Source organism: Haladaptatus sp. DJG-WS-42 (genome assembly GCF_037198285.1).
Lineage (GTDB): Archaea > Halobacteriota > Halobacteria > Halobacteriales > Halococcaceae > QDMS2.
Genome location: NZ_CP147243.1, coordinates 12,876 through 32,467 on the forward strand (window position 1 = coordinate 12,876; position 19,592 = coordinate 32,467).

General features: G+C 61.1%; 19 protein-coding genes. 11 read left to right on the top strand and 8 right to left on the bottom strand.

Annotated elements, in window-relative coordinates; genetic code table 11:
- Positions 1 to 53: 53 nt before the first annotated feature.
- Positions 54 to 752: a dolichyl-phosphate hexose transferase gene (locus tag V5N47_RS00060; protein ID WP_338728687.1), complete on the top strand. Its 699-nt coding sequence runs from the start codon at positions 54 to 56 to the stop codon at positions 750 to 752.
- Here V5N47_RS00060 and V5N47_RS00065 read toward each other — a convergent pair whose 3' ends face one another.
- The 5 genes from V5N47_RS00065 to V5N47_RS00085 are packed head-to-tail and all read right to left on the bottom strand — an operon-like array spanning position 753 to position 8,124.
- Positions 753 to 2,945 carry a glycosyltransferase family 39 protein gene (locus tag V5N47_RS00065; RefSeq protein ID WP_338728688.1) on the bottom strand — a complete coding sequence of 731 codons (2,193 nt, stop codon included), beginning with the start codon at positions 2,943 to 2,945 and terminating at the stop codon, positions 753 to 755.
- Positions 2,938 to 4,095, bottom strand: coding sequence for an ABC transporter ATP-binding protein (locus V5N47_RS00070; RefSeq protein ID WP_338728689.1), 1,158 nt, complete (start codon positions 4,093 to 4,095; stop codon positions 2,938 to 2,940). Before V5N47_RS00070 ends, V5N47_RS00065 begins: the two co-directional genes overlap by 8 nt.
- Entirely contained in the window at positions 4,085 to 5,719 is a 1,635-nt protein-coding gene (locus V5N47_RS00075) for an iron ABC transporter permease (protein WP_338728691.1), read from the bottom strand. Before V5N47_RS00075 ends, V5N47_RS00070 begins: the two co-directional genes overlap by 11 nt.
- 7 nt (positions 5,720 to 5,726) lie before the next feature.
- A complete protein-coding gene (locus V5N47_RS00080) occupies positions 5,727 to 6,905 on the bottom strand; it encodes an extracellular solute-binding protein (RefSeq protein ID WP_338728692.1) in 1,179 nt (392 codons plus the stop codon).
- A 49-nt stretch (positions 6,906 to 6,954) separates the two neighbouring features.
- A complete protein-coding gene (locus V5N47_RS00085) occupies positions 6,955 to 8,124 on the bottom strand; it encodes an alpha-1 4-glucan-protein synthase (protein ID WP_338728693.1) in 1,170 nt (389 codons plus the stop codon).
- Between the two features lie 307 nt (positions 8,125 to 8,431).
- Here V5N47_RS00085 and V5N47_RS00090 point away from each other — a divergent pair, with 307 nt between their 5' ends.
- From V5N47_RS00090 to V5N47_RS00115, 6 genes are all read left to right on the top strand, one after another.
- Entirely contained in the window at positions 8,432 to 9,175 is a 744-nt protein-coding gene (locus V5N47_RS00090; protein WP_338728694.1) for a beta-ketoacyl-ACP reductase, read from the top strand.
- Between the two features lie 3 nt (positions 9,176 to 9,178).
- Positions 9,179 to 10,735: an acyl-CoA carboxylase subunit beta gene (locus V5N47_RS00095; RefSeq protein WP_338728695.1), complete on the top strand. Its 1,557-nt coding sequence runs from the start codon at positions 9,179 to 9,181 to the stop codon at positions 10,733 to 10,735.
- Positions 10,732 to 11,091 (top strand): hypothetical protein, encoded by a 360-nt coding sequence (locus tag V5N47_RS00100; protein WP_338728696.1) that lies wholly within the window; start codon positions 10,732 to 10,734, stop codon positions 11,089 to 11,091. The genes V5N47_RS00095 and V5N47_RS00100 overlap by 4 nt, the downstream gene beginning before the upstream one ends.
- A gap of 47 nt (positions 11,092 to 11,138) precedes the next feature.
- On the top strand, positions 11,139 to 12,290 hold the full coding sequence (locus V5N47_RS00105) for a thiolase family protein (protein ID WP_338728698.1): 1,152 nt from the start codon (positions 11,139 to 11,141) through the stop codon (positions 12,288 to 12,290).
- Positions 12,287 to 12,652 (top strand): OB-fold domain-containing protein, encoded by a 366-nt coding sequence (locus V5N47_RS00110; RefSeq protein WP_338728699.1) that lies wholly within the window; start codon positions 12,287 to 12,289, stop codon positions 12,650 to 12,652. The genes V5N47_RS00105 and V5N47_RS00110 overlap by 4 nt, the downstream gene beginning before the upstream one ends.
- A 116-nt stretch (positions 12,653 to 12,768) precedes the next feature.
- Positions 12,769 to 13,173 (top strand): VOC family protein, encoded by a 405-nt coding sequence (locus V5N47_RS00115; protein WP_338728701.1) that lies wholly within the window; start codon positions 12,769 to 12,771, stop codon positions 13,171 to 13,173.
- Between the two features lies 1 nt (position 13,174).
- Here the strand turns inward: V5N47_RS00115 and V5N47_RS00120 are convergent, their stop codons facing one another.
- Both V5N47_RS00120 and V5N47_RS00125 read right to left on the bottom strand, forming a co-directional pair.
- A complete protein-coding gene (locus V5N47_RS00120; RefSeq protein ID WP_338728703.1) occupies positions 13,175 to 13,648 on the bottom strand; it encodes an HTH domain-containing protein in 474 nt (157 codons plus the stop codon).
- A 105-nt stretch (positions 13,649 to 13,753) separates the two neighbouring features.
- A complete protein-coding gene (locus tag V5N47_RS00125; RefSeq protein ID WP_338728704.1) occupies positions 13,754 to 14,407 on the bottom strand; it encodes a hypothetical protein in 654 nt (217 codons plus the stop codon).
- Between the two features lie 105 nt (positions 14,408 to 14,512).
- Here V5N47_RS00125 and V5N47_RS00130 point away from each other — a divergent pair, with 105 nt between their 5' ends.
- Positions 14,513 to 15,205, top strand: a complete 693-nt coding sequence (locus tag V5N47_RS00130; RefSeq protein WP_338728705.1) for a hypothetical protein — start codon at positions 14,513 to 14,515, stop codon at positions 15,203 to 15,205.
- Between the two features lie 93 nt (positions 15,206 to 15,298).
- Here V5N47_RS00130 and V5N47_RS00135 read toward each other — a convergent pair whose 3' ends face one another.
- Positions 15,299 to 15,751 (bottom strand): bifunctional nuclease family protein, encoded by a 453-nt coding sequence (locus tag V5N47_RS00135; RefSeq protein ID WP_338728706.1) that lies wholly within the window; start codon positions 15,749 to 15,751, stop codon positions 15,299 to 15,301.
- A gap of 167 nt (positions 15,752 to 15,918) precedes the next feature.
- On the opposite strand from V5N47_RS00135, the gene V5N47_RS00140 reads away from it, so the two are divergent.
- The 3 genes from V5N47_RS00140 to V5N47_RS00150 are packed head-to-tail and all read left to right on the top strand — an operon-like array spanning position 15,919 to position 19,591.
- Positions 15,919 to 16,395: a YbaK/EbsC family protein gene (locus V5N47_RS00140; protein WP_338728708.1), complete on the top strand. Its 477-nt coding sequence runs from the start codon at positions 15,919 to 15,921 to the stop codon at positions 16,393 to 16,395.
- A 47-nt stretch (positions 16,396 to 16,442) separates the two neighbouring features.
- On the top strand, positions 16,443 to 18,536 hold the full coding sequence (locus V5N47_RS00145) for an acetate--CoA ligase family protein (protein ID WP_338728709.1): 2,094 nt from the start codon (positions 16,443 to 16,445) through the stop codon (positions 18,534 to 18,536).
- The gene (locus V5N47_RS00150; RefSeq protein WP_338728710.1) at positions 18,533 to 19,591 is read left to right on the top strand and encodes a phosphotransacetylase family protein; all 1,059 of its coding nucleotides are present in this window, start codon (positions 18,533 to 18,535) and stop codon (positions 19,589 to 19,591) included. Before V5N47_RS00145 ends, V5N47_RS00150 begins: the two co-directional genes overlap by 4 nt.
- The last annotated feature ends 1 nt before the right edge of the window (position 19,592 follow it).

The window sequence follows — 19,592 nt, forward strand, 5'->3', positions numbered from 1 at the left end:
ACTCTTTTTGGCAAACCTAAACTTCAAGTCTGGGTAGCGATTCCGGCTAGCCAATGAGTACACACGAAGCCGAGGCGTTCACCTTCGACGACCTCGCCGTTGTGATGGGATCGTACAACGAAGCTGACGCGATTGCGGCGGTCTGTCGCGACATCAACGACGTCACCGACGAACGAGCGGAAATCGTCTGCGTCGACGGTTCGTCAGACCGTACCCCTGAAATCGCCCGCGAACACGGCGCAACCGTCGTCGAACAGGAGCCACAGGGCTACGGCATCGCCGTGAAAGAAGCGGTCGAAACGCCAGACAGGCCCGTCGTCGTCACAACCGACTGCGACGACACGTACCCAATGGCCAGATTACCGGACTTCCTCGACAAAATCAACGAGGGCTACGACGTGGTCAGCGGCGACCGCCTCTACTACGGCGCAGACGCGATGCCCGCGTTCAATCGCTTTGGCAATGAGGCGTTCGCGCTGCTCGCAAGTACGCTCATGGGAAAGCGCGTCCACGATACGACGACTGGCATGCGCGCCTACCGCCGCGACGTGATTCAGCAAATCGAGTGGACCGAGAACACCGGCCTCTCCGCAGAACTGCTGATGCGCCCGCTCATGCGCGACTACCGAATCTACGAGCTGCCCATCGAGTACCACGAACGCGCAGGCGAGACGAAGCTAGACCCACTCTCTGGCGGGGCAGCGATTGCAAAATCCATCGTCAAGGTCGCGGCCGAAGAACACCTGCGGTAATCACGCGCTCGTCGCGTTCGTCTCGAAGGAGACGCCAGCGATGTAGTCGTCCGCGCCCGGCAGATACGTGCCCTCGTACCCGCAGTTTGCCTGCAGGCGACAGACGCGCTTTTCGGGCGGCCAAATGAGTTTGACGGAGTCCTTTTTCGGGTCTGCAGCAATCGACACTGCCTGCCGGTAGGTCACGGTCGAACCGCCGGGCTGGACGAACGTCACCGAGAGCACGACCTCGTCGGTGTCGGCGAGGGCGACCGTGTTGTTTTCGCCCCCACCGAACCGCCGGAGCTGTTCGTTTTGGATGCTTGCGTTCTCGGGCGTTATCGTCCAATTGAGTGCGAGCGTGCCGTTCAACTCGCCCTCGTAGGCGTATTGGACGACTTCGCCGTCGGATTCGAGGCGCACCGTTGCTGACTCTGCGGCGGTCACCACGCCCACAGCAGTTTGGAGGCGGTGTGCAGAGCCGTTTCGAACGGCGAGGGGCTGAATCGCCGGGGTCACCGGTTCAGGGTCAGCCGTCCAGTCACCGCGGAAGGTGTAGCGGTAGAGGTTCCGGTCTGTGTACCGCCCGATGACCGCGAAGTCGTCTTCCGGCGCACTGTCGATGGCGTACACCGCATTTCCGTCGAGGTGGGGCTGATTTCGCAGCGACTGGAACGGGTGGTTGAGCCAGTCGCCGTACGGCGTGGCGACGAACACGAGCGCGTTGTCGAACTGCTGGGTTTCGAACGGTTCGTAGGCTGACTCGTAGCGTTCGGTGTAGCCGCGATTCTCCGAGACGGGGTCTGCGAGAACGGCCATCTCGGCGGAGGCGACGACGGGCACACAAATGACGAGCGCGGTGAGAAGTACGGCGCGGGCCGTCTTCGCATCGAATCGAGAGCGGACTGTTTCGCGGGCGAGGTCTGCGATGAACAGTGCGCCTGCCGCCCCGAAGACGGCAATCGGGAGGAGCAAGTCGAAGTGATAAAACGGCCCGAACTGTGCGATGAGGCCGTCCGTAGGCGTGTCCATTCGCCCGAGGATGTTCAGGTTGCCCCAGAAAAAGACGTTGCCAGCCGTAATGCTCACGAACAGCGCAGCGAGCATCCAGCGAAGCGTCCCGTCGGTGAGACTCCACGGATTCACCGAAATATCGTCTCTGCCCACGCTTGAGCCGACGCCGAGCGCGACGAGCGCCGTGCCGAGAATACCGGCGGGGAGCCAGCGCGTGGCAAACTCCCAGAGGACGTGGGCGTTGGCTTCGATGGCGAGCGAGGGGCTGTAGATGCGCTCGTAGCCGAGCAGTTCCTTGCGGCCAAAGCCGATGCCGTCGAGCGGCGCGAACGCCTCGAACGGGAAAATGAACGGCGAGCCGGTGACGTGGGCGTTGTAGGCAAGCGCGAGCGCCACGCCAGCGCCGCCGAGGACGCCGATGACGGCGTTTCTGAACGTGACGGTGAGCAGGGGTTCACCAGCAGGCAGCGAGACACCGATGGTTGAAATCGCGTGGAAGATGAACGGCGCGGCGAACAACATCGCAGTAAACGGCCGTGAGAAGAAGGCGAGGCCGATGGCCACGCCAGCGAGGGCGGCGTAGGCGTAGCTTCGGCGGCGAATCGCGCGGACGTAACCGAAGGCGAACAGCAAATTCAAGAAAAACGTCGGCGCGTACGGCAAGAACACCGACGAGGAGATGAGAAACAGTGGGCTTGCGAGGAGGACGACGATGGCAACGAAGCTCGTGCGCGTATCGAACGCTTCTCTCGTGAGGAGGGCAACGAGAACTGCAGAGCCAACGGCAATCAGTGCGAGACTGATGCGTGGCTCGCCAAGCGCCATGCCGACCGCGAACATTGCGGCGGGGACGGGGGCGTATTTGGGGTACAGTCGAAAACCGTCTTGGACGAAAAACCACGGGCGGAAGGCGTCAGGCAGCGGGGTGGCGAACCAGAGTTCGCCAGAGAGCAGGAGCTGCGCCTGTTGGAGATACACACCTTCGTCGTGGTTCGACGAGTGGTACGGAAACAGGTCTGTGGCGATGGCGAAGATGACGACGCCGACGAGCGCACTGAGGAGGGCGAGTGCGAGGGACGTGAGGACGGCCCGTTTCAGTTCGGACGCATCTGCGTACTTCCCTGGGGGCGCATCGGGTTGGGAATCGTCGGCTGGTGTCGTATCGTGGGGGGACTGGGTTCGGGGCTCCCGGTTAGTCATCCGCCGGACTATCGACCCTCCAGCGGCTGTCAGGTGGGAACCACGCGAGGTCGTGGTCAGCCGCGAGCGAGACGGTTACCGGCATCCCGAGAGAGACGCGGGCATCGTGATTATGCATACACTCAAGTACGTCTCCCGTTTCGAGTTCCACCCGATATAGCACTGTTGGCCCAAGGTAGCGACGGTAGACGATATGACCGCCCGCCTGCGATTCGCTCGCTGGCCGGGCGACGAGGTCGTCGGGACGTACGAGCACGTCGATTTCCGTCTCGTCGTACTCCGTGACGAGGCCGTGGATTTGGTCACGTGGAATCGTCCCGATACCCGTCTCGACGCTGTCGCCGGAGACGGTTCCAGAGAGGAAACTCGCGTGGCCAAGGAAGCCCGCGACGAACCGCGACTCTGGGTGCTGGAACACCTGTTCAGGGCTGCCGATCTGTTCGAGTTTCCCGTCGTTCATCACCGCAACGCGGTCTGAGATGGAAAAGGCCTCTTCCTGGTCGTGGGTGACCGAAATCGCAGTGACGCCCGCCTCTTTGATGATGCGTCGGACTTCCTCGCGCATCTCGACACGGAGGTCTACGTCTAAGTTCGAAAACGGCTCGTCTAAGAGGAGGATTTCTGGTTCGGGGGCGAGCGAGCGCGCGAGGGCGACCCGCTGTTGTTGCCCGCCTGAAAGCTGGTCTGGCGTGCTCTCGCGGTGGGTGGTGAGGCCAACGAGGTGGAGGAGTTCCTCGACACGCTTCTCGCGCGCCGCTTTCGGCATGTCCTTGAGGCCGAAGGCGATGTTCTCTGCGGCGGTGAGGTGGGGAAAGAGGGCGAACTCTTGGAACACGACGCCAATGCCGCGCTCTTCGGGTTCGAGGAATCCGCCGTTTCCAGCGACGACCGTGTCGTTTAAACGAATCGTCCCGTCGTCCGGGCGGGCGAGTCCAGCAATGAGGCGGAGCGTTGTCGTCTTCCCACACCCCGACGGGCCAAGTAGGGTGAGGATTTCGCCTTCGCGGACGGAAAACGACAGGTAGTCTAAGACGCGCTCGCTGCCGAAGGACTTGCCCACGTCATTGAGTGTGAGCACGGCCCGGTCTGAAGGTTCATCGAGTGGTTCATCGACTGAGATATTTCTTGGTGCAAAATCGCTATTTGACATCGTATCCCTCCATTGCGAGCATCACGAGCATCGACAGCGCCGAGACGACTACGAGCACGAGCGCGGGGATGGCCGCGTGCCCGAAGTGACCGGAGGCCTGTGCCGACCAGATGTGCGTGACGAGCGTCTTGAAGCCCGTTGGCCGCAAGAGCAGCGTCGCGGGCAGTTCCTTCATCGTCGTCAAGAAGACGAGCAACGCCCCGCCAAGTAAGCCGGGCGCGACGAGCGGCAACGTCACCTCGCGGAACGCGGCCACCGGTGAGCGTCCGAGCGTGCGGGCGGCGTCAGAAAGCGTCGGGCTGACTTGTAAGAACCCAGCGCGCGTCGAACCGACGGCCTGGGGCAGGAAGCGCACGACGTAGGCGAAGATGAGCAGCGGGAACAAGATGAGTTCTTGCTGGTAGAATTGCCCGCCGTAGCGCGCGCCGAAGTAGACGAGCGCGAGACCCATCACGACGCCCGGGACGGCGTAGCCGACGTAGGAGGCGCGTTCGATGAGCCACGACGCCCGCGAGCGGTGGCGCACGGCGAGATAGGCAATCGGGAGTCCAGCGAGCCCGGCAACGAGTGCGGCCACCGCCGAAACGCCGACTGAGTTAAACGCGTACTCCCACTGGAACGCAAGCGAGGCAGCAGCAGATTCAGAGCCACCGCGAATCAGCCACGCCGTGAGAATCCCGACGGGGACGACGAGCGCGAGGCCCGCAACGCCGAGACAGAGTGCGAGTGCGGGCCATTTCCACGCGCCAAGGTGAACGAGCGCCCCGCGCGTCGAGGTACCACTCGTCGAGATGGTGTCGCTCCCACGCACGCGTGACTCGATTGCGAGAATGACGAACGTCACGACGACGAGTTGGAGCGACAGGAGTGCGGCGAGGTCTTGGCCGAACGTCGAAAGCGAGTTCTGCTCTGCGTAAATCACCTTCGTGAACACGTCAAAGCGCATGATTGCGGGCGTGCCGAAATCAGAGAGCGTGTAGAGAGCAACGAGGAGCGCACCGGCGGTGACCGCCGGACGAATCTGTGGAATCGTTACCCGGCGAAACGCCTCCGTGCGTGAGTGTTTGAGGGTGCGCGCGGCGTCCACGAGGCGGGCGTCCATCGTCTTCAGTGACGCCCGCGTGGAGATAAACACGTAGGGGTAGGTGTACAGCGTCATCACGAGCGCCGCGCCGGTAAACCCATAAATTTCGGGGAGTTGTTCGATGCCGAGCGGGGCGAGCAACGATTGGAGTTCTCCTCGTGGCCCGAACGCGGAGACGAAGGCGAACGCGCCGATGTAACTCGGAACCACCAGCGGCATCGAGAGTGCCACCGTCCAGAAGCGTTTGAACGGCAGATTCGTCCGCACCGTGAGGTACGCGAGCGGGACGGCGATGACGATAGAAGCTGCCGTGACGACGGCAACGAGCAGCGTGCTGTTCAGAAACACCCGGAGGGTCGTTTCACGGGTGAGCAAGTCGAGTGCAGTCGTGCCGCCGACTTCGAGGGCGTTTGCAAGAATCCAGACGAGCGGGAACACGACGGCGGCCGCGATGGCACCAGAGAGCAGCGTGAGGCCGAGCGGTAGTGACGACTCACCGCGCTGCGAACTGGGGAAGAGCGAATCTGTCTCTGGAGCCATAAGCTGGTTAGACGCTGATGCCGACTTCGCGCATCAAGTCGAGCGTTGGGCGAATGTCGGACAACTGCGTGAGGTCAAGGTCTGCAGGTGGATTGAGTTCGTCGATTGTTGGGAGGTCGCCGACCGGTTCGACGTCGGGGATGAGTGGATACTCGAACGTCGTGGTTGCGAAGTACGCTTGGGCTTCAGCAGAGAGCAGGTGGCGCACGAAGTTCGCGGCCAGTTCCGTGTCTTCTGCGGTGTCCACGACCGCCGCGCCGGCGACGTTGAAGATGGCTCCGGCGTCACCTTCGGTGAACGCGGTTGCGAGTGGGGCGTCTTCGCGGTCTGCGAGCACGCGCTGGATGTAATAGTGGTTCGTAAAGCCAGCGTCAATTTCACCGTCTGCGACGGCGAGCGCGATGGCGAACTCGTCTGTGTACTCCTCGACACCGAGGTCGACCATGCCCTGAAGCCACTGTTTCGTGGCTTCCTCGCCGTTTAAGATGCGCATGGCCGTGACGAACGCTTGGAACGAGCCGTAAGACGGAGCCCAGCCCATGCTGTCGGCCAGTTGTTCTTGGTCGGGGAACGCCATAATGTCGGTCGGAATGTCCGATTCGCTGAGCGACTCCGTGTTGTACGGAATCGTCCGCGCGCGCCCAGAGGTGCCGACCCAGTTGCCGCTCGGGTCGTGGAACTCTTCGCGCACCATGTCGGTGACGTCGCTCGGGAGGGGCTCGGTACGGTTTTCGTCCGCGAGGAAGCCAAGCGACCCGGCGTTGACGGAGAAGAACACGTCTGCGGGACTGTTCTGGCCCTCGTTTAGAATCTTCTGGACGAGCTGGCTCGACCCTTCGTACCGTGGCTGAATGTCGAGGTCGGGGTAGAGGTCTTCGATGTAGGCGATGAGTTCGCCAACGAGTGCCTCGCCGCGCCCGGAGTAGATAGTGAGTTCGCCAGCAAGGTCTGGCATGTCCTGCATCGACGTGCCGCCTTGAATCTGGTCGCCGATGCGCCCAGAGCCGATCTGGCCGAACTCGGGAGTTTCGGTGGCGTTCGCGTCTTCACCAGAAAGGAACTGTGTACAGCCGGCGAGCGAAGCGACCCCGACGGCCGCACCAGCAGACTGCAAGAATCGACGTCGGGACGTGCCCAGTGTTCGACGGCCAGCACCGCCGGCGTCGGACGTGTCTCTCGAATCCATTATTACTAATTTAGGGCCGCCTAAATCACTTTAACCTGCCGGTTCGGGGTCAGTCGTCTGCGACGGCTTCGACGGCCTGTTTTGGGTGGGACTCGCCGAGTTCTGCGAGGCAGTCGAGCCAGTCGTGCATGTACTCGCCGACGAAGTTGAGGAAGTCGCCGTTGTTCCACTGGTCGAACTCGCCGTCTGCGAGAGTGTCTGCCATCGCCTCGAACGCTTCTGCGTAGGAGTCTGCGTCCTCGCCGACCTCGTCTACGAGTTCCCAGACGTGCTCGTTGAGTTCGAGCGCGGGAACTTCGTTGTTCAGGTCGTCGAACGTCGAACGTGGCGCTTTGTTGTGCTCGCACAGCGGGAAGCCGTTGTAAATCTCGGTTCCCATGATGTCGCAGGCGCGCTTGAGGAAGACGCCGCTCCAGATGTCGTCAAAGCGCCCGACGTTCCACTCGTTGTCGTCCATTGGGAGCTGGTAGAACGCGGGGATAACCTCGCGGCGGAAGGCGAGATTCATCGAGCAGACGGTGAGGTAGTTGTCGCGGGCGGCAACAAAGTCGTTGGAGAAGTCTGCATGCCCGGTTCGCGTCTGGGCTTGCCCTTGTAGGTCACCGTCCATGAGGATGCGCACGGCGTCTAAGTCAGGGACGTTCGTCCAGAGGCCTTGTGAGGCGACGACGTCTGAGATTTCGGTGGTGTCGGTCTTGACCGTCTCGTTCATCGCGGCGTACGGGTAGCCACGCGGGTACAGGCCGTGTTCGTCCGCGTTTTGGTAGAGGACGTTTACCCACTGGGTGTCAGACTGGACGCGCTCGATGTCGCCCTCGTAGTCGAGGTTGGCCAGGTGGCGACCGAAGAAGTCCTCCTCCGGGTGTGGGAGGGTGTCGTCGTCGATGAAAAAGCCGAGGTCGTACTGCGGGTTCGCCCACATGTAGAGCAGGCCAAAGCTCGTCTCTGCGTGGCTCGCAGCGGGGATGATGTGTGAGTAGTCACCGATATCGTGGGCGTCGTACCACTCCTCGCGGCGAGAGCCGTCGAACACGTCTCCGGACACGCCTTCGTCTTCGAGCATCGCTTCCATGGCGTCAGTGTCACAGAAGTCCTCTGTGACGAGCAGGAGATGGAGCCTGTCTATGTCGAACTCGTGTTCGCGTGCGTTGTCAAGATACGCCCGGACGCACTCGTACTCGCGGATAGTTGGGATGATGACACAAATATCGGTGGTCATTGGTCGGTTGAATCTATCTTTTTAGGTCGCCCTAAAGTACCTATCGTTTACTCGCGTCTTAGTATGTCATCACTTAACATGCTAGACGAAATGTGAAAAACGACGAGTTTTCCTGTGATAGACCGTTGCTTGGTGAACAAACCCATACTATTCTGACACACTCCACATATATAATCCCATATTAGGATAATGCTTATCCCTCTATCACGGAACGCTTTGAATAAGGGGAACGGGAGTGAGGAACAATGATAAATAGATGGTTCCAATTTGGAACGTCTCCCGTATCAACCCACCTGGAGATTACAAAATGGATCTGGAACACCAAACATGCGTTGTAACCGGTGCCTCTCGGGGTATCGGCCGTGGGATTGCTGTTGAATTAGCCAGCGAAGGGGCAAACGTCGTCGTGAACTACCGCTCTTCAGAGGGCGAGGCGTACGACGTCGTCGAAGAGATTGAAGAAGCCGGTGGGACGGCCATCGCCGTCCAAGCAGACGTTGCGAACATCGACGAGGTCGAAGCCATGCGCAAGAAGGTCACCAACGCCTTCGGTCCGGCGACGGTGCTCGTGAACAACGCGGGCATCACGGTGGACAAGAAGTTCACCAACATGACCCGCGAAGACTGGGACCGCGTCATGGACGTGAACTTAGGCGGAATCTTCAACTGCACGAGCGTCTTCTTCGACGACATCACCGACTCCAAAGACGGCCGCCTCATCAACATCTCAAGCGTCGTTGGCCAGCAGGGGAACTACGGCCAAGCGAACTACGCGACCACGAAAAGTGGCCTGTTCGGGTTCACCCGGACGATTGCCCTCGAAATGGCGCGCTCGCGGGCCACCGCGAACTGTGTCGCACCTGGTTTCGTCAAGACAGACATGCTCGAAACGGTTCCAGACCGTGTCCAAGAGAAAATCATCCAGCGCATTCCGCTTGGGCGCTTCGCCGAAGTAGAAGACATCGCGGGAATGGTTTCGTTCCTCGCGAGCCCGAAATCCTCGTACATGACGGGCCAGATTCTCGGCGTGAACGGCGGCATGGAGTGGTAGGCAATGAGTGGGGACGAGGGATCTGGGGCTGGGGAGCTTCAGAAACGACGAGAGCAGGCGGAAAACGGCGGCGGTAAAGAGCGCATCGAAGCCCAACACGAGAAGGGAAAGCTCACCGCACGCGAGCGTATCGACTACTTCCTAGACGACGGAACGTTCCACGAGTTTGACCAGTTCGTCGAACACCGATGTACGAACTTCGGGATGGACGAGCGGACGCAGGCCGGAGACGCGGTCGTGACGGGCTACGGCGAGGTTGATGGCCGGAAAGTGCTCGTCTTCGCCCACGATTTCACCGTGTTCGGTGGCTCTGTGAGCGAAGTCGTTGGCCAGAAAATCGCCAAGGCGATGGAACACGCCATCAACAACGGCGTTCCCATCATCGGCCTCAACGACTCCGGCGGCGCACGGATTCAGGAAGGCCTCGACGCACTCGTGGGCTTTGCGAAACTCTTCAAACTGAACACGAAGGCTTCGGGTGTCATCCCACAGATTTCATCGATTATGGGGCCGTGTGCGGGTGGAGCGACCTACTCGCCTGCACTCACCGACTTCACTGTCATGGTGCAGGACACGAGCCACATGATGATTACCGGCCCCGAGGTCATCAAGACCGTCACGGGCGAGGACATCACGATGGAAGAACTCGGCGGGGCAGGAGCTCATTCAACGAAAAGCGGAGTTGCTCACTTCGTCTGCGACGACGACAAAGAGGCGCTTGACCACATTCGCGCACTGCTCTCGTACCTCCCGTCGAATCACTTAGAAGACCCACCGCGCGTCGAGTCATGGGACGACCCAAACCGGACACTCGATGACATCCTGGACATCGTTCCCGAAGACCCGAAAAAACCCTACGACGTGCGCGACGTTGTAGACCGCGTTGTAGACGAGGAGTCGTTCCTCGAAGTCCAGCCTGCGTTCGCGCGCACGGTCGTCACCGGCTTTGCGCGCATGGACGGCAAGCCAGTCGGCATCGTCGCCAACCAGCCAAAAGTCAACGCGGGCACGCTCGACATCGACTCGAGCGAGAAGGCAGCCAGATTCGTGCGCTTTTGTGATGCCTTCAACTTCCCCATCATCTCGCTCGTAGACGTGCCCGGATTCATGCCGGGAACCGAACAGGAGCACAACGGCATCATCCGTCACGGCGCGAAACTCATCTACGCATACGCAGAGGCAACGGTGCCGCTGCTCACCGTCATCACGCGCAAAGCCTACGGCGGCGCGTACATCGTGATGGCCTCGAAGTTCCTCGGCGCGGACGTGAACTACGCCTGGCCAGAAGCTGAAATGGCCGTGATGGGGCCACAGGGCGCGGTAAACGTCCTGTTCAGAAAGCAGATTGCGGCCGCAGACGACCCGGATGCAGAACGCGAACAGCTCATGGAGGATTTCCGCGAGGAGTTTGCGAACCCGTACGCCGCTGCGAAACGTGGCTACGTAGACGATGTGTTGCACCCGCGCGAGACGCGAACGCGGCTCATTGCCGACCTCGACTTACTCGAACGCAAGCGCGTTGACAGCCCGGACAAAGCACACGGAAACATCCCACTATGACCACGCAAATACTCCAACACCCAGCGGAACTCGAACTCCACGGACGCGACAACCCGCGTCCTGAGCCAGCACCAGTAGAACAGCAACCACCGAAACCGGAACTGCCGCCCATCGAGCTTGAAGATGGACGGACGATTTCGGTCCCGGACAACGCCACGGATGCCGAGATGGCGGCGATTGCAGCCGCTGTGAGCGCACACCTCTCAGCAGAGGATACGGCTCGCACCGAGGCAGAACAGCCGACGTCGGAGAGTAACTGGTCGGTTGCCCGGCGGCTCACGGTGGGCCGTGAAGCACGCCGGTTGCCACATGCAGCGAGCGGTGATGCGTGGAAACTTGCGGGCCGTCTGCACTGACCACGTCACCGAAACACACACAGTAATTCACTGATTCAGTCACATACATGGACGTCGCAGTAATCGGGGCGTCGATGACCCAGTTCGGGAAGCGCGAGGGCTGGATCCGCGACCTGCTCGCGGAAGCCGGCGAAGCGTGTCTCTCTGACGCGGGCGTCGCCCCCACAGACGTAGACCACCTGTACGTATCGAATATGGCGAGCGGCGAGTTCGAAGGCCAAACTGGCGTTCCGAACATGCTGGCCCACGACCTCGGCGCGATGCCTGCCTACACCGCACGCATCGACCAGACCAGTTCCTCTGGCGGCGCTGGTATCTACCACGCGTGGCAGTCGGTTGCCTCGGGTACAAGCGAGATGACGATGCTCGTTGGCGGCGAGAAGATGACCCACCGTTCGACGGCCGAATCGACGGACATCATCGCCTCAATTACGCATCCCGTCGAGTACAAACACGGCCTGACGCTGCCGAGTTTCGCCGGTCTCACCGCCCGACTCTATCTCGACAAATACGACGCACCGCGCGAGAGTCTGGCGAAGGTCGCAGTGAAAAATCACAAAAACGGCGTGGACAACCCCCACGCCCAGTTCAGGAAGGAAGTCGATTTGGAGACGGTCATGGAGTCGCCACTCGTGGCCGACCCGCTCCGTCTTTACGACTTCTGTCCCATCACCGACGGCAGCGCCGCGCTCATGTTCTGTCCCGAAGAGGTCGCCAAGGAGTACACCGACGAGTACGTCGTCGTCTCCGGTGTTGGCGGCGCGACGGACACGCACGTCGTCCACGAACGCGACGACCCGACCGTCATGGGCGGGGTCGTCGAAAGCGGAAAACAGGCCTACGAGATGTCCGGCTACGGCCCGGAGGACATCGACGTGGCCGAACTCCACGACATGTTCACCATCCTCGAATTCCTCCAGAGCGAAGGCCTCGGCTTCTTCGAACCCGGCGAAGGCTGGAAGGCAGTCGAAGAGGGCGTCACCGAACGCGACGGCGACCTCCCAGTCAACACCTCCGGTGGTCTCAAATCGAAGGGCCACCCGCTCGGTGCATCGGGCGTCGCGCAGGGCTATGAAATCTACAAACAGCTCATGGGAGAGGCCGGAGCACGCCAGGTCGAAGCCGATGTCGGCCTCTGTTGTAACGTCGGCGGCTTTGGAAACTGTGTTATCACCACGATCATGGAGGCCCGCCAATGAGCTTCGACGCCTACCGTTGTCCGAATGGGCACATCACGTACCCGAGCCACCCACTCTGTCCGGAGTGCGGTGAGAAACAGACGGAAACGGTGGACCTCACCGAGGAGACGGCGACCGTCATCACGTGGACGACGAGCACGGCAACGCCACCCGGTGTCGAGGCGCCGAACACGATTGCCGTCGTGGAGTTCGACGTCGAGGGCGAGACGGTTCGCGCCATCGGACAGGCCACGACCGACGAAATCGAGATTGGCGACGAAGTCCGTCCCGTCTACGCAGACCAACTCCGCGAACCCGGCGCGGGTATCCGTGAGCCGGAGAGTCAGGAGTGGGATGGGTACCGATTCGAACCTGTCCTGTAAGCGACGCTTGTGTTGCGGAAGACAGGTTTGAGTCGGAGATTTCGAACCTGTCCTATAAGCGGTTCTCGTCTGCACTGACCACTATTTCTTTGCCGTCGTCCGTCGTCTTTGAGTCCATGGAGCCACGTCTCAGTGTTGTCACGCTTGGCGTCGAAAATCTCGACCGTGCAATCGAGTTCTACCGCGACGGGCTTGGTCTGCCACTCGAAAACCGCGACCCAGACAGCGACATCGCGTTTTTCACACTCGGTCCGACGCGACTCGCGCTCTACCCGCGTGAGTTGCTCGCAGAAGACGCGACCGTGTCGCCAGCAGGCGAGGGATTTTCAGGGATAACGCTCGCGCACAACGTGCGGTCTGCGGAGGCAGTAGATGCGCAACTCGAAGAGGCAGTCGATGCAGGTGCAACGCTCGTCAAACCCGGCCAAGAGGTGTTTTGGGGTGGCTATTCGGGCTACTTTGCTGACCCTGACGGGCACCTCTGGGAAGTCGCGTGGAACCCGTTTTTCGACAGCGACTAACTCAGGTTGCGGGTTGGTGTGGCTGCGCAGATTCGTCGCGGTCGAGGTCTGCTTCGAGTCGGTCGATGAACTCACTGATGGAGACGGCGTGGTCGCCTTCCGTATGCGGGAACACGTCCACCAACTCGTCGCCATCGTACACGGCAAGACACAGCATCGGGAAGATGAGTTCGCTCGTATCTTCGCCGGTGAACCAATGCGATTCGTGAACGTTGAAGTATGGAGCGAGGCTCACGTTATGGTCGTGCGCCCAGCTATCGAACTCGGCGTAGTGCGAAAGTGCCTCGCGTGCTCGCTCGTCTTCATCCGTGTCGAGCCCGACGCGCATGGGCCACTCGTGGAGATCTACGTGCGTCCCGTTCATCCGTTCGAGTTCGGAAAGCCGCTCGAAAATGTGGTCTTGTGAACGGCGCGCTTCGTCCGGCGCTGGCGCTCTGTAATACAGTGCTAATCGGTGGGGGGGTAGGTTCTTCATACTGCGCTCCTGAAACCGGTGGTTGTTCGACGTTGACTTGCAAATGGTAACACACCCCGTAGTTATGAAGATTTTTTCTCCGACAGCAGTCTATCCGTTCAGCTATCAGTTTTCATCATCTTCGTCATCGACGGCGTCTAACTCTTGGCGTATCGTTTCTAGCTCCGACTCAATTTCCTCGTCTGCGAGGGCATCCTCTAGGTCGTGTGGCCCCTCGTCCGGCTCTGGAGCGTCGTCCGATTCGACCGGGATGACGATGGGCTGGTCGCCGGCGTCTCTCGGTGAGGGTTGTCGCGGCGTTGGTTCCGTGCGTCCGGAGTCTGCCAACCGTTCGTCGATTTCGTCTCTGAGCGCGCGGGCTTCAGTGAGCAGCTTTCTCGCTTCTGGATTCTCGGGGAGTGCGCCCTCTTCGAGGGAGACTTGAATCTCAGTTAGCGCGCGTTCGAGGCGATCTATCGCATCTTGGCTCACGTCACGAGCACGCGACGATGCATCTTGCGTCGAGTCGGACGCCTCGAGCCCACGGTTCGTGACGTGGATGAGTTCTTGGACGAGTTCAAGCGCGCGGATGTTCGCTTCGAGGACGGCAATCGCCGTCGGAATCGCAAACTCATCGGTAAACGAGAGAAGTCGTCGCGGCGACGGTGGTCGTGGAAGGCCGCGTCGTGTGGTTGGTTCGAGAGCGGTTCTGAGTTCTGCAAGCGTCGCTTCGAGGTCGTCAATCAGGGGGGAGACCTCGTCCCGAGCGTCGTATGACATACCTTCTCATATGGCGTGCACATGGAAAAAGGTGGCAACTCGGTGAATCGCTTCTGAAACGCTCCCACAATCTTTATTAGCAACTAATTCCACTTAATATGAAAGATGTCGAGAGAGGGAGGAACTGGTCTGACGGAAACCACTGCCATCACGCAGGCACTTGCCGCGCTCAAGCGCAGAGGGAGCAGCATTTTGCTCGTCGGATCGGGCTGTGAAAGCGCCCACCACCACGCGTGTCAGCGCCTGCTGGGTGACGATCCCACAGCATCCCGTCGCAGACTGTTCGTATTCACAGACAGCCCGATTGATGTAGACCGCCGCCTCCCAAGTGGTAACTGGGGACCTGACTCGCTCAAAGTCATCGACTCTGCGGTGCTCACCCGGAGTGCAAGCACAGCGACGGCAAGCACTTCTACGCCCGTTTCGACGACAACGGTTGATGAACGCGACCTCGCCGGACTTGGCCGCGCCATCTCTGAGGACATCGAGACGTTCGAACTGCTCTCTGATGGCCTCGACCCGGCTGAGTTGCGCCTCTGTGTGGACTCGCTGGTCCCGCTGCTCGCAGACCACGACGACGAATCCGTCTTCTCGTTTCTCCACGCCCTCGAAGGCGAACTCCATCGCGTTGGCGGCATGGGGCACTTCCACCTGCCGCTCGCCTACGATTCTGAGGCCGTCCAACTCATCGAACCACTGTTCGATGCGGTCATCGAGACACGCTGTGAGGGCGACGTCGAATATCAGCGCTGGCACTTAGAAGACGGCAGCCTCTCGACCGACTGGCTCGCACTGTAATCGGCGCTGTTCTGTTCTCCGTACACTATCGCGTTGAGCGCGAGGTCTCCGTGCTGGTGCCTTCAAAGCACCGTAGAGGGTTCGCCGTCGAGCTCAGTCATACTCATCGAAACCTTGGAGCGAGAACTCTTCTGGTTGGTAGCCCGCCCGGTCGACGACGGCGTCGGAGACGATAATCGGGCAGTCAGCGCGCAGTGCGATGGCGATGGCGTCACTTGGGCGAGCGTCGAAGACGAGTTCTCGACCCTCGCCGCCGACGTACTGTTCTGCGTCGATTTTCGCAAAAAAGGTGCCATCCGCGAGGTCGTCGATGCGCACTTGGTCGATTGCGCCACCGAACTCAGCTATCATATCCACGAGGAGGTCGTGGGTCAGGGGGCGTTCGAACTGCCGCCCGCGCATGGCGAGTTGCATCGATTGGGCTTGGTCTGCGCTCACGTAAATCGGGAGCAACTCGCCTCTCACTTCGAGGACCACCGCAGGTGCGCCGGGACCTTCATTCCCCACACTGACCCCGACGCCCCGAACGACGGCTCGATGAGTCATACCTCGTGATACGACTCCCACCGTCAAAAGCGATAGTGGTTGTCTCACACAATGTATCCGCTGTGTCACCGTTTGCCTGACTCCCCTGTTTCCCCGAGAACTGTCCGGTCACGAAGGCTCTGCCGCCAAGGCAGTACCTTTAGGAGTTGCCTCCCACATCACGAAATATGCACGAACGCGCCGCCCAGTTCGCGGCTCGCGCCGCAGAGGAGTACGGGTTCGAGGTTGATGTTCACGAGTTCCCCGAGGGGACGAAAACGGCCGCGGATGCGGCAGATGCCATTGGCTGTGCCGTTGCCCAGATTGCGAGCAGTATCGCCGTCGTCGCAGACGGCGACCTGATTGTCGTCGTCACCTCTGGCGCAAACCGCGTCGATTTCGAGAAAGTCGCAGACTTACAGGAAGTGCCAGAGGGAACGGTCCGGATGGCAAACGCAGACGAAATTAAAGACACACTTGGCTGGTCTATCGGCGGCGTGCCGCCATTTTGCCATTCGACGCGTGTCCCGGTGTATCTCGACGAGACGCTGCTCGGCCATAACGAGGTGTGGGCGGCGGCGGGGACGCCAGAGACGGTGTTCCCAATCGACCCAGACACGCTGTCTTCATTTTCGGACGCCACGGTCGCAGACGTGCGAACGTAACCACCACCTGCGCTTATTTGCCCGCGCGTCAAATTCCCAACCACTAGATGGGAACGCTATCGACACTGTTTGCACCAGAGCGAATCGCCGTGGTTGGTGCGACCGAACGCACTGGGTCCGTTGGCCGCGCCATCACCGAAAACTTGCTCGCAGCGTATCGCGGTGAGACCGTCCCGGTCAACCCGCGCGCCGACACCGTCTGCGGCGTAGAAAGTTACGAAACAATCGCAGCCGTCCCCGGACAGATTGACCTCGCGGTCGTCGTCGTGCCGCCAACCATCGTCGTAGCGGTGGTCAGAGAGGCCGCCGAGGCGGGTGTCGAAAACGTCGTCGTCATCACCGCAGGCTTCTCTGAAACCGGTGGCGAGGGTGCGGCGCGCGAAGGAGAGCTCACCGCAGTCGCAAACGAGTACGACCTCAACCTCGTCGGTCCGAACAGCCTCGGCATCATCTCGACCGGCGTCGGGATGAACGCCACCTTCGGCCCGGATAACGCGCTTCCCGGGTCGATTTCCTTCATGAGTCAGTCGGGCGCGTTCATCACGGCTGTCCTCGACTGGGCAAACGACCGCGACATCGGCTTTCGCGACGTGGTTTCACTCGGGAACAAAGCTGTCCTCTCAGAGGCGGACTTCATCCGCGAGTGGGGCGACGACGCGGGAACGGAGGTCATCATGGGCTACTTAGAAGCCATCGAAGACGGTGAGGGGTTCATTCAGGCCGCCCGCGAGGTGACCCAAGACACACCAATCGTGCTCGTGAAATCGGGACGTACCGAGGCAGGCGCACGCGCCGCCTCCTCGCACACCGGCGCGATTGCGGGGAGCGAGCGCGCCTACAAAACCGGCCTTGAACAGGCGGGCGTTCTCCGCGTCGAAACCGTCCAGGACTTGTTCGACTTTGCGGGGATTTTGAACGGCCAACCGCTCCCCGAACGCGGCGATGTGGCGATTGTCACGAACGCTGGCGGCCCCGGCGTAATGACGACCGACGCGGTGGGCGACTCGTCGCTCTCGCTCGCCTCGTTCACGCAGGACACGCTTTCCGCACTCACGGAAACGATGCCTGCAGAAGCGAACATCCACAACCCAATCGACGTGATCGGCGACGCCGACATCGGGCGCTTCGAGACGGCCATCGACCTCGCGCTCGCAGACGACCGGGTGGGCTGTGCGGTCATCCTCACCTGTCCAACGGCCGTCCTCGATTTCGACGCGTTCGCAGAAAGCGTCGTCTCGCTGCAAGCAACCCACGAAACGCCGATTTCCGTCTGTTTGATGGGCGGCGATTCGACACGCGAGGCTGCGGCGCGACTGAACAGTGCAGGGATTCCAACGTACTTCGACCCGGCGCGAGCCGTCCGCAGTCTCGATGCACTTTGGCGGTATCGGCAGATTAGCGAGCGCGAGTACGTCCCACCGAAGACGTTCGACGTAGACCGCGAGCGCGCCCGTGAAATTCTCGACGCGGCGGCCGAACGCGGTCAACCACAACTCGGAATCGAAGCGATGGAGTTGCTCTCTGCCTACGGGATTCAGACGCCTGCTGGCGCAGTCGTGGACTCGCCCGCAGACGCCGTCACCGCCGCACAGGACATTGGCGACCCCGAAGTCGTCATGAAAATCGTTAGTCCGGACATCCCGCACAAATCCGACATCGGCGGCGTGAAAGTCGGCGTACCGCTCGAAGACGTGTACGATGCCTACGAAGACCTCGTCACCCGCGCCCGAGAGTACCAGCCGGATGCGACGATTCTCGGCGTTCAGGTACAGGAACTGGTGGCGCGCGAGGAAGCGACCGAAACCATCGTCGGAATGAATCGCGACCCACAGTTCGGCCCGCTTGTCATGTTCGGGCTTGGCGGTATTTTCGTGGAGGTCTTAGAAGATGCCACGTTCCGGGTCGCCCCCGTGAGCGAGCGCGATGCAACCGCCATGCTTGACGAAATCAAGACGGCACCGCTCTTGCGTGGCGCTCGCGGCCGAAAACCCGTTGACCAGCAGGCGCTCGCAGAGACCATTCAACGGCTCTCACAGCTCGTGACCGACTTTCCCGAAATTCTCGAACTGGACGTTAATCCACTGCTCGCCACGCCCGAGGGGGCAACGGCACTCGACCTCAGACTCACTATCGACCAATGAACTCACTGCTCATCACGTCAACCGAAGAAAGCACCGGCAAAACGGCCATCGCCCTCGCGCTTGCGACACTCGCGTCCGCGCAGGGTGCGTCCGTTGGCTACATGAAACCCAAAGGCACACGCCTCCAGTCGAACGTCGGGAAAATCCTCGACGAAGACCCGATGCTCGCGCGCGACCTGCTCGATTCAACGGACGACCTCGCAGAAATGGAGCCGGTCATCTATTCGCCAACGTTCATCGAAAACGCCATCCGCGGGCAAGAAGACCCGGACGCACTCAGAGACCGCGTCGCGGAGAACTTCGCCCACCTCGCCACAGATCGCGACCTGATGGTCGTCGAAGGCGGCGGGAGCTACACGACCGGTGGTATCATCGGACTGACCGATGCCGACGTGGCAAACGTCCTCGATTCGAAAGTGCTGTTGGTCGCGACCTACCGCGAACCGGGCGACGTAGACGACGTGCTCGCGGCGGCTGAAAGTTTCGGTGACCGACTCGGCGGCGTGCTGTTCAACGCCGTCAAGGACGCAGACTACGACCGCGTCTCGACGGACGTGGTGCCGTTTCTCGAAAGCCGCGGGATTCCTGTTTACGGTGTGCTCCCACGAAAGCGCGAACTCGCCGGGCTCACCGTTTCAGCCCTCGCCAAAGAACTCGGCGCACAGCTCGTGACGCCAAACGTGCCCACCGACGGCTACATCGAGCGATTCGTTGTCGGTGCCATGGGTGCAGAGGCCGCGCTCAGTCAGTTCCGACGGACGAAAGCCGCGGCGATGATTACGGGCGGCGACCGCACCGACATCCAAACGGCGGCCCTCGAAGCACCGGGCATCACGTGTCTGCTGCTGACTGGCGGGTTCCAGCCCCCGGGAGCCGTCGTTGGGAAGGCCGCAGAGCGCGGCGTTCCTATCTTGCTCATGCAGACGGACACGATGACGACCATCGAGCGCGCAGAAGACGTGATTCGCTCCGGGCGCACCCGCGACGAGGAAACCGTCGCCTCGATGCGCGAGTTGTTGGCTGCGCACGCAGACGTAGACGCGATACTTCAGTGAG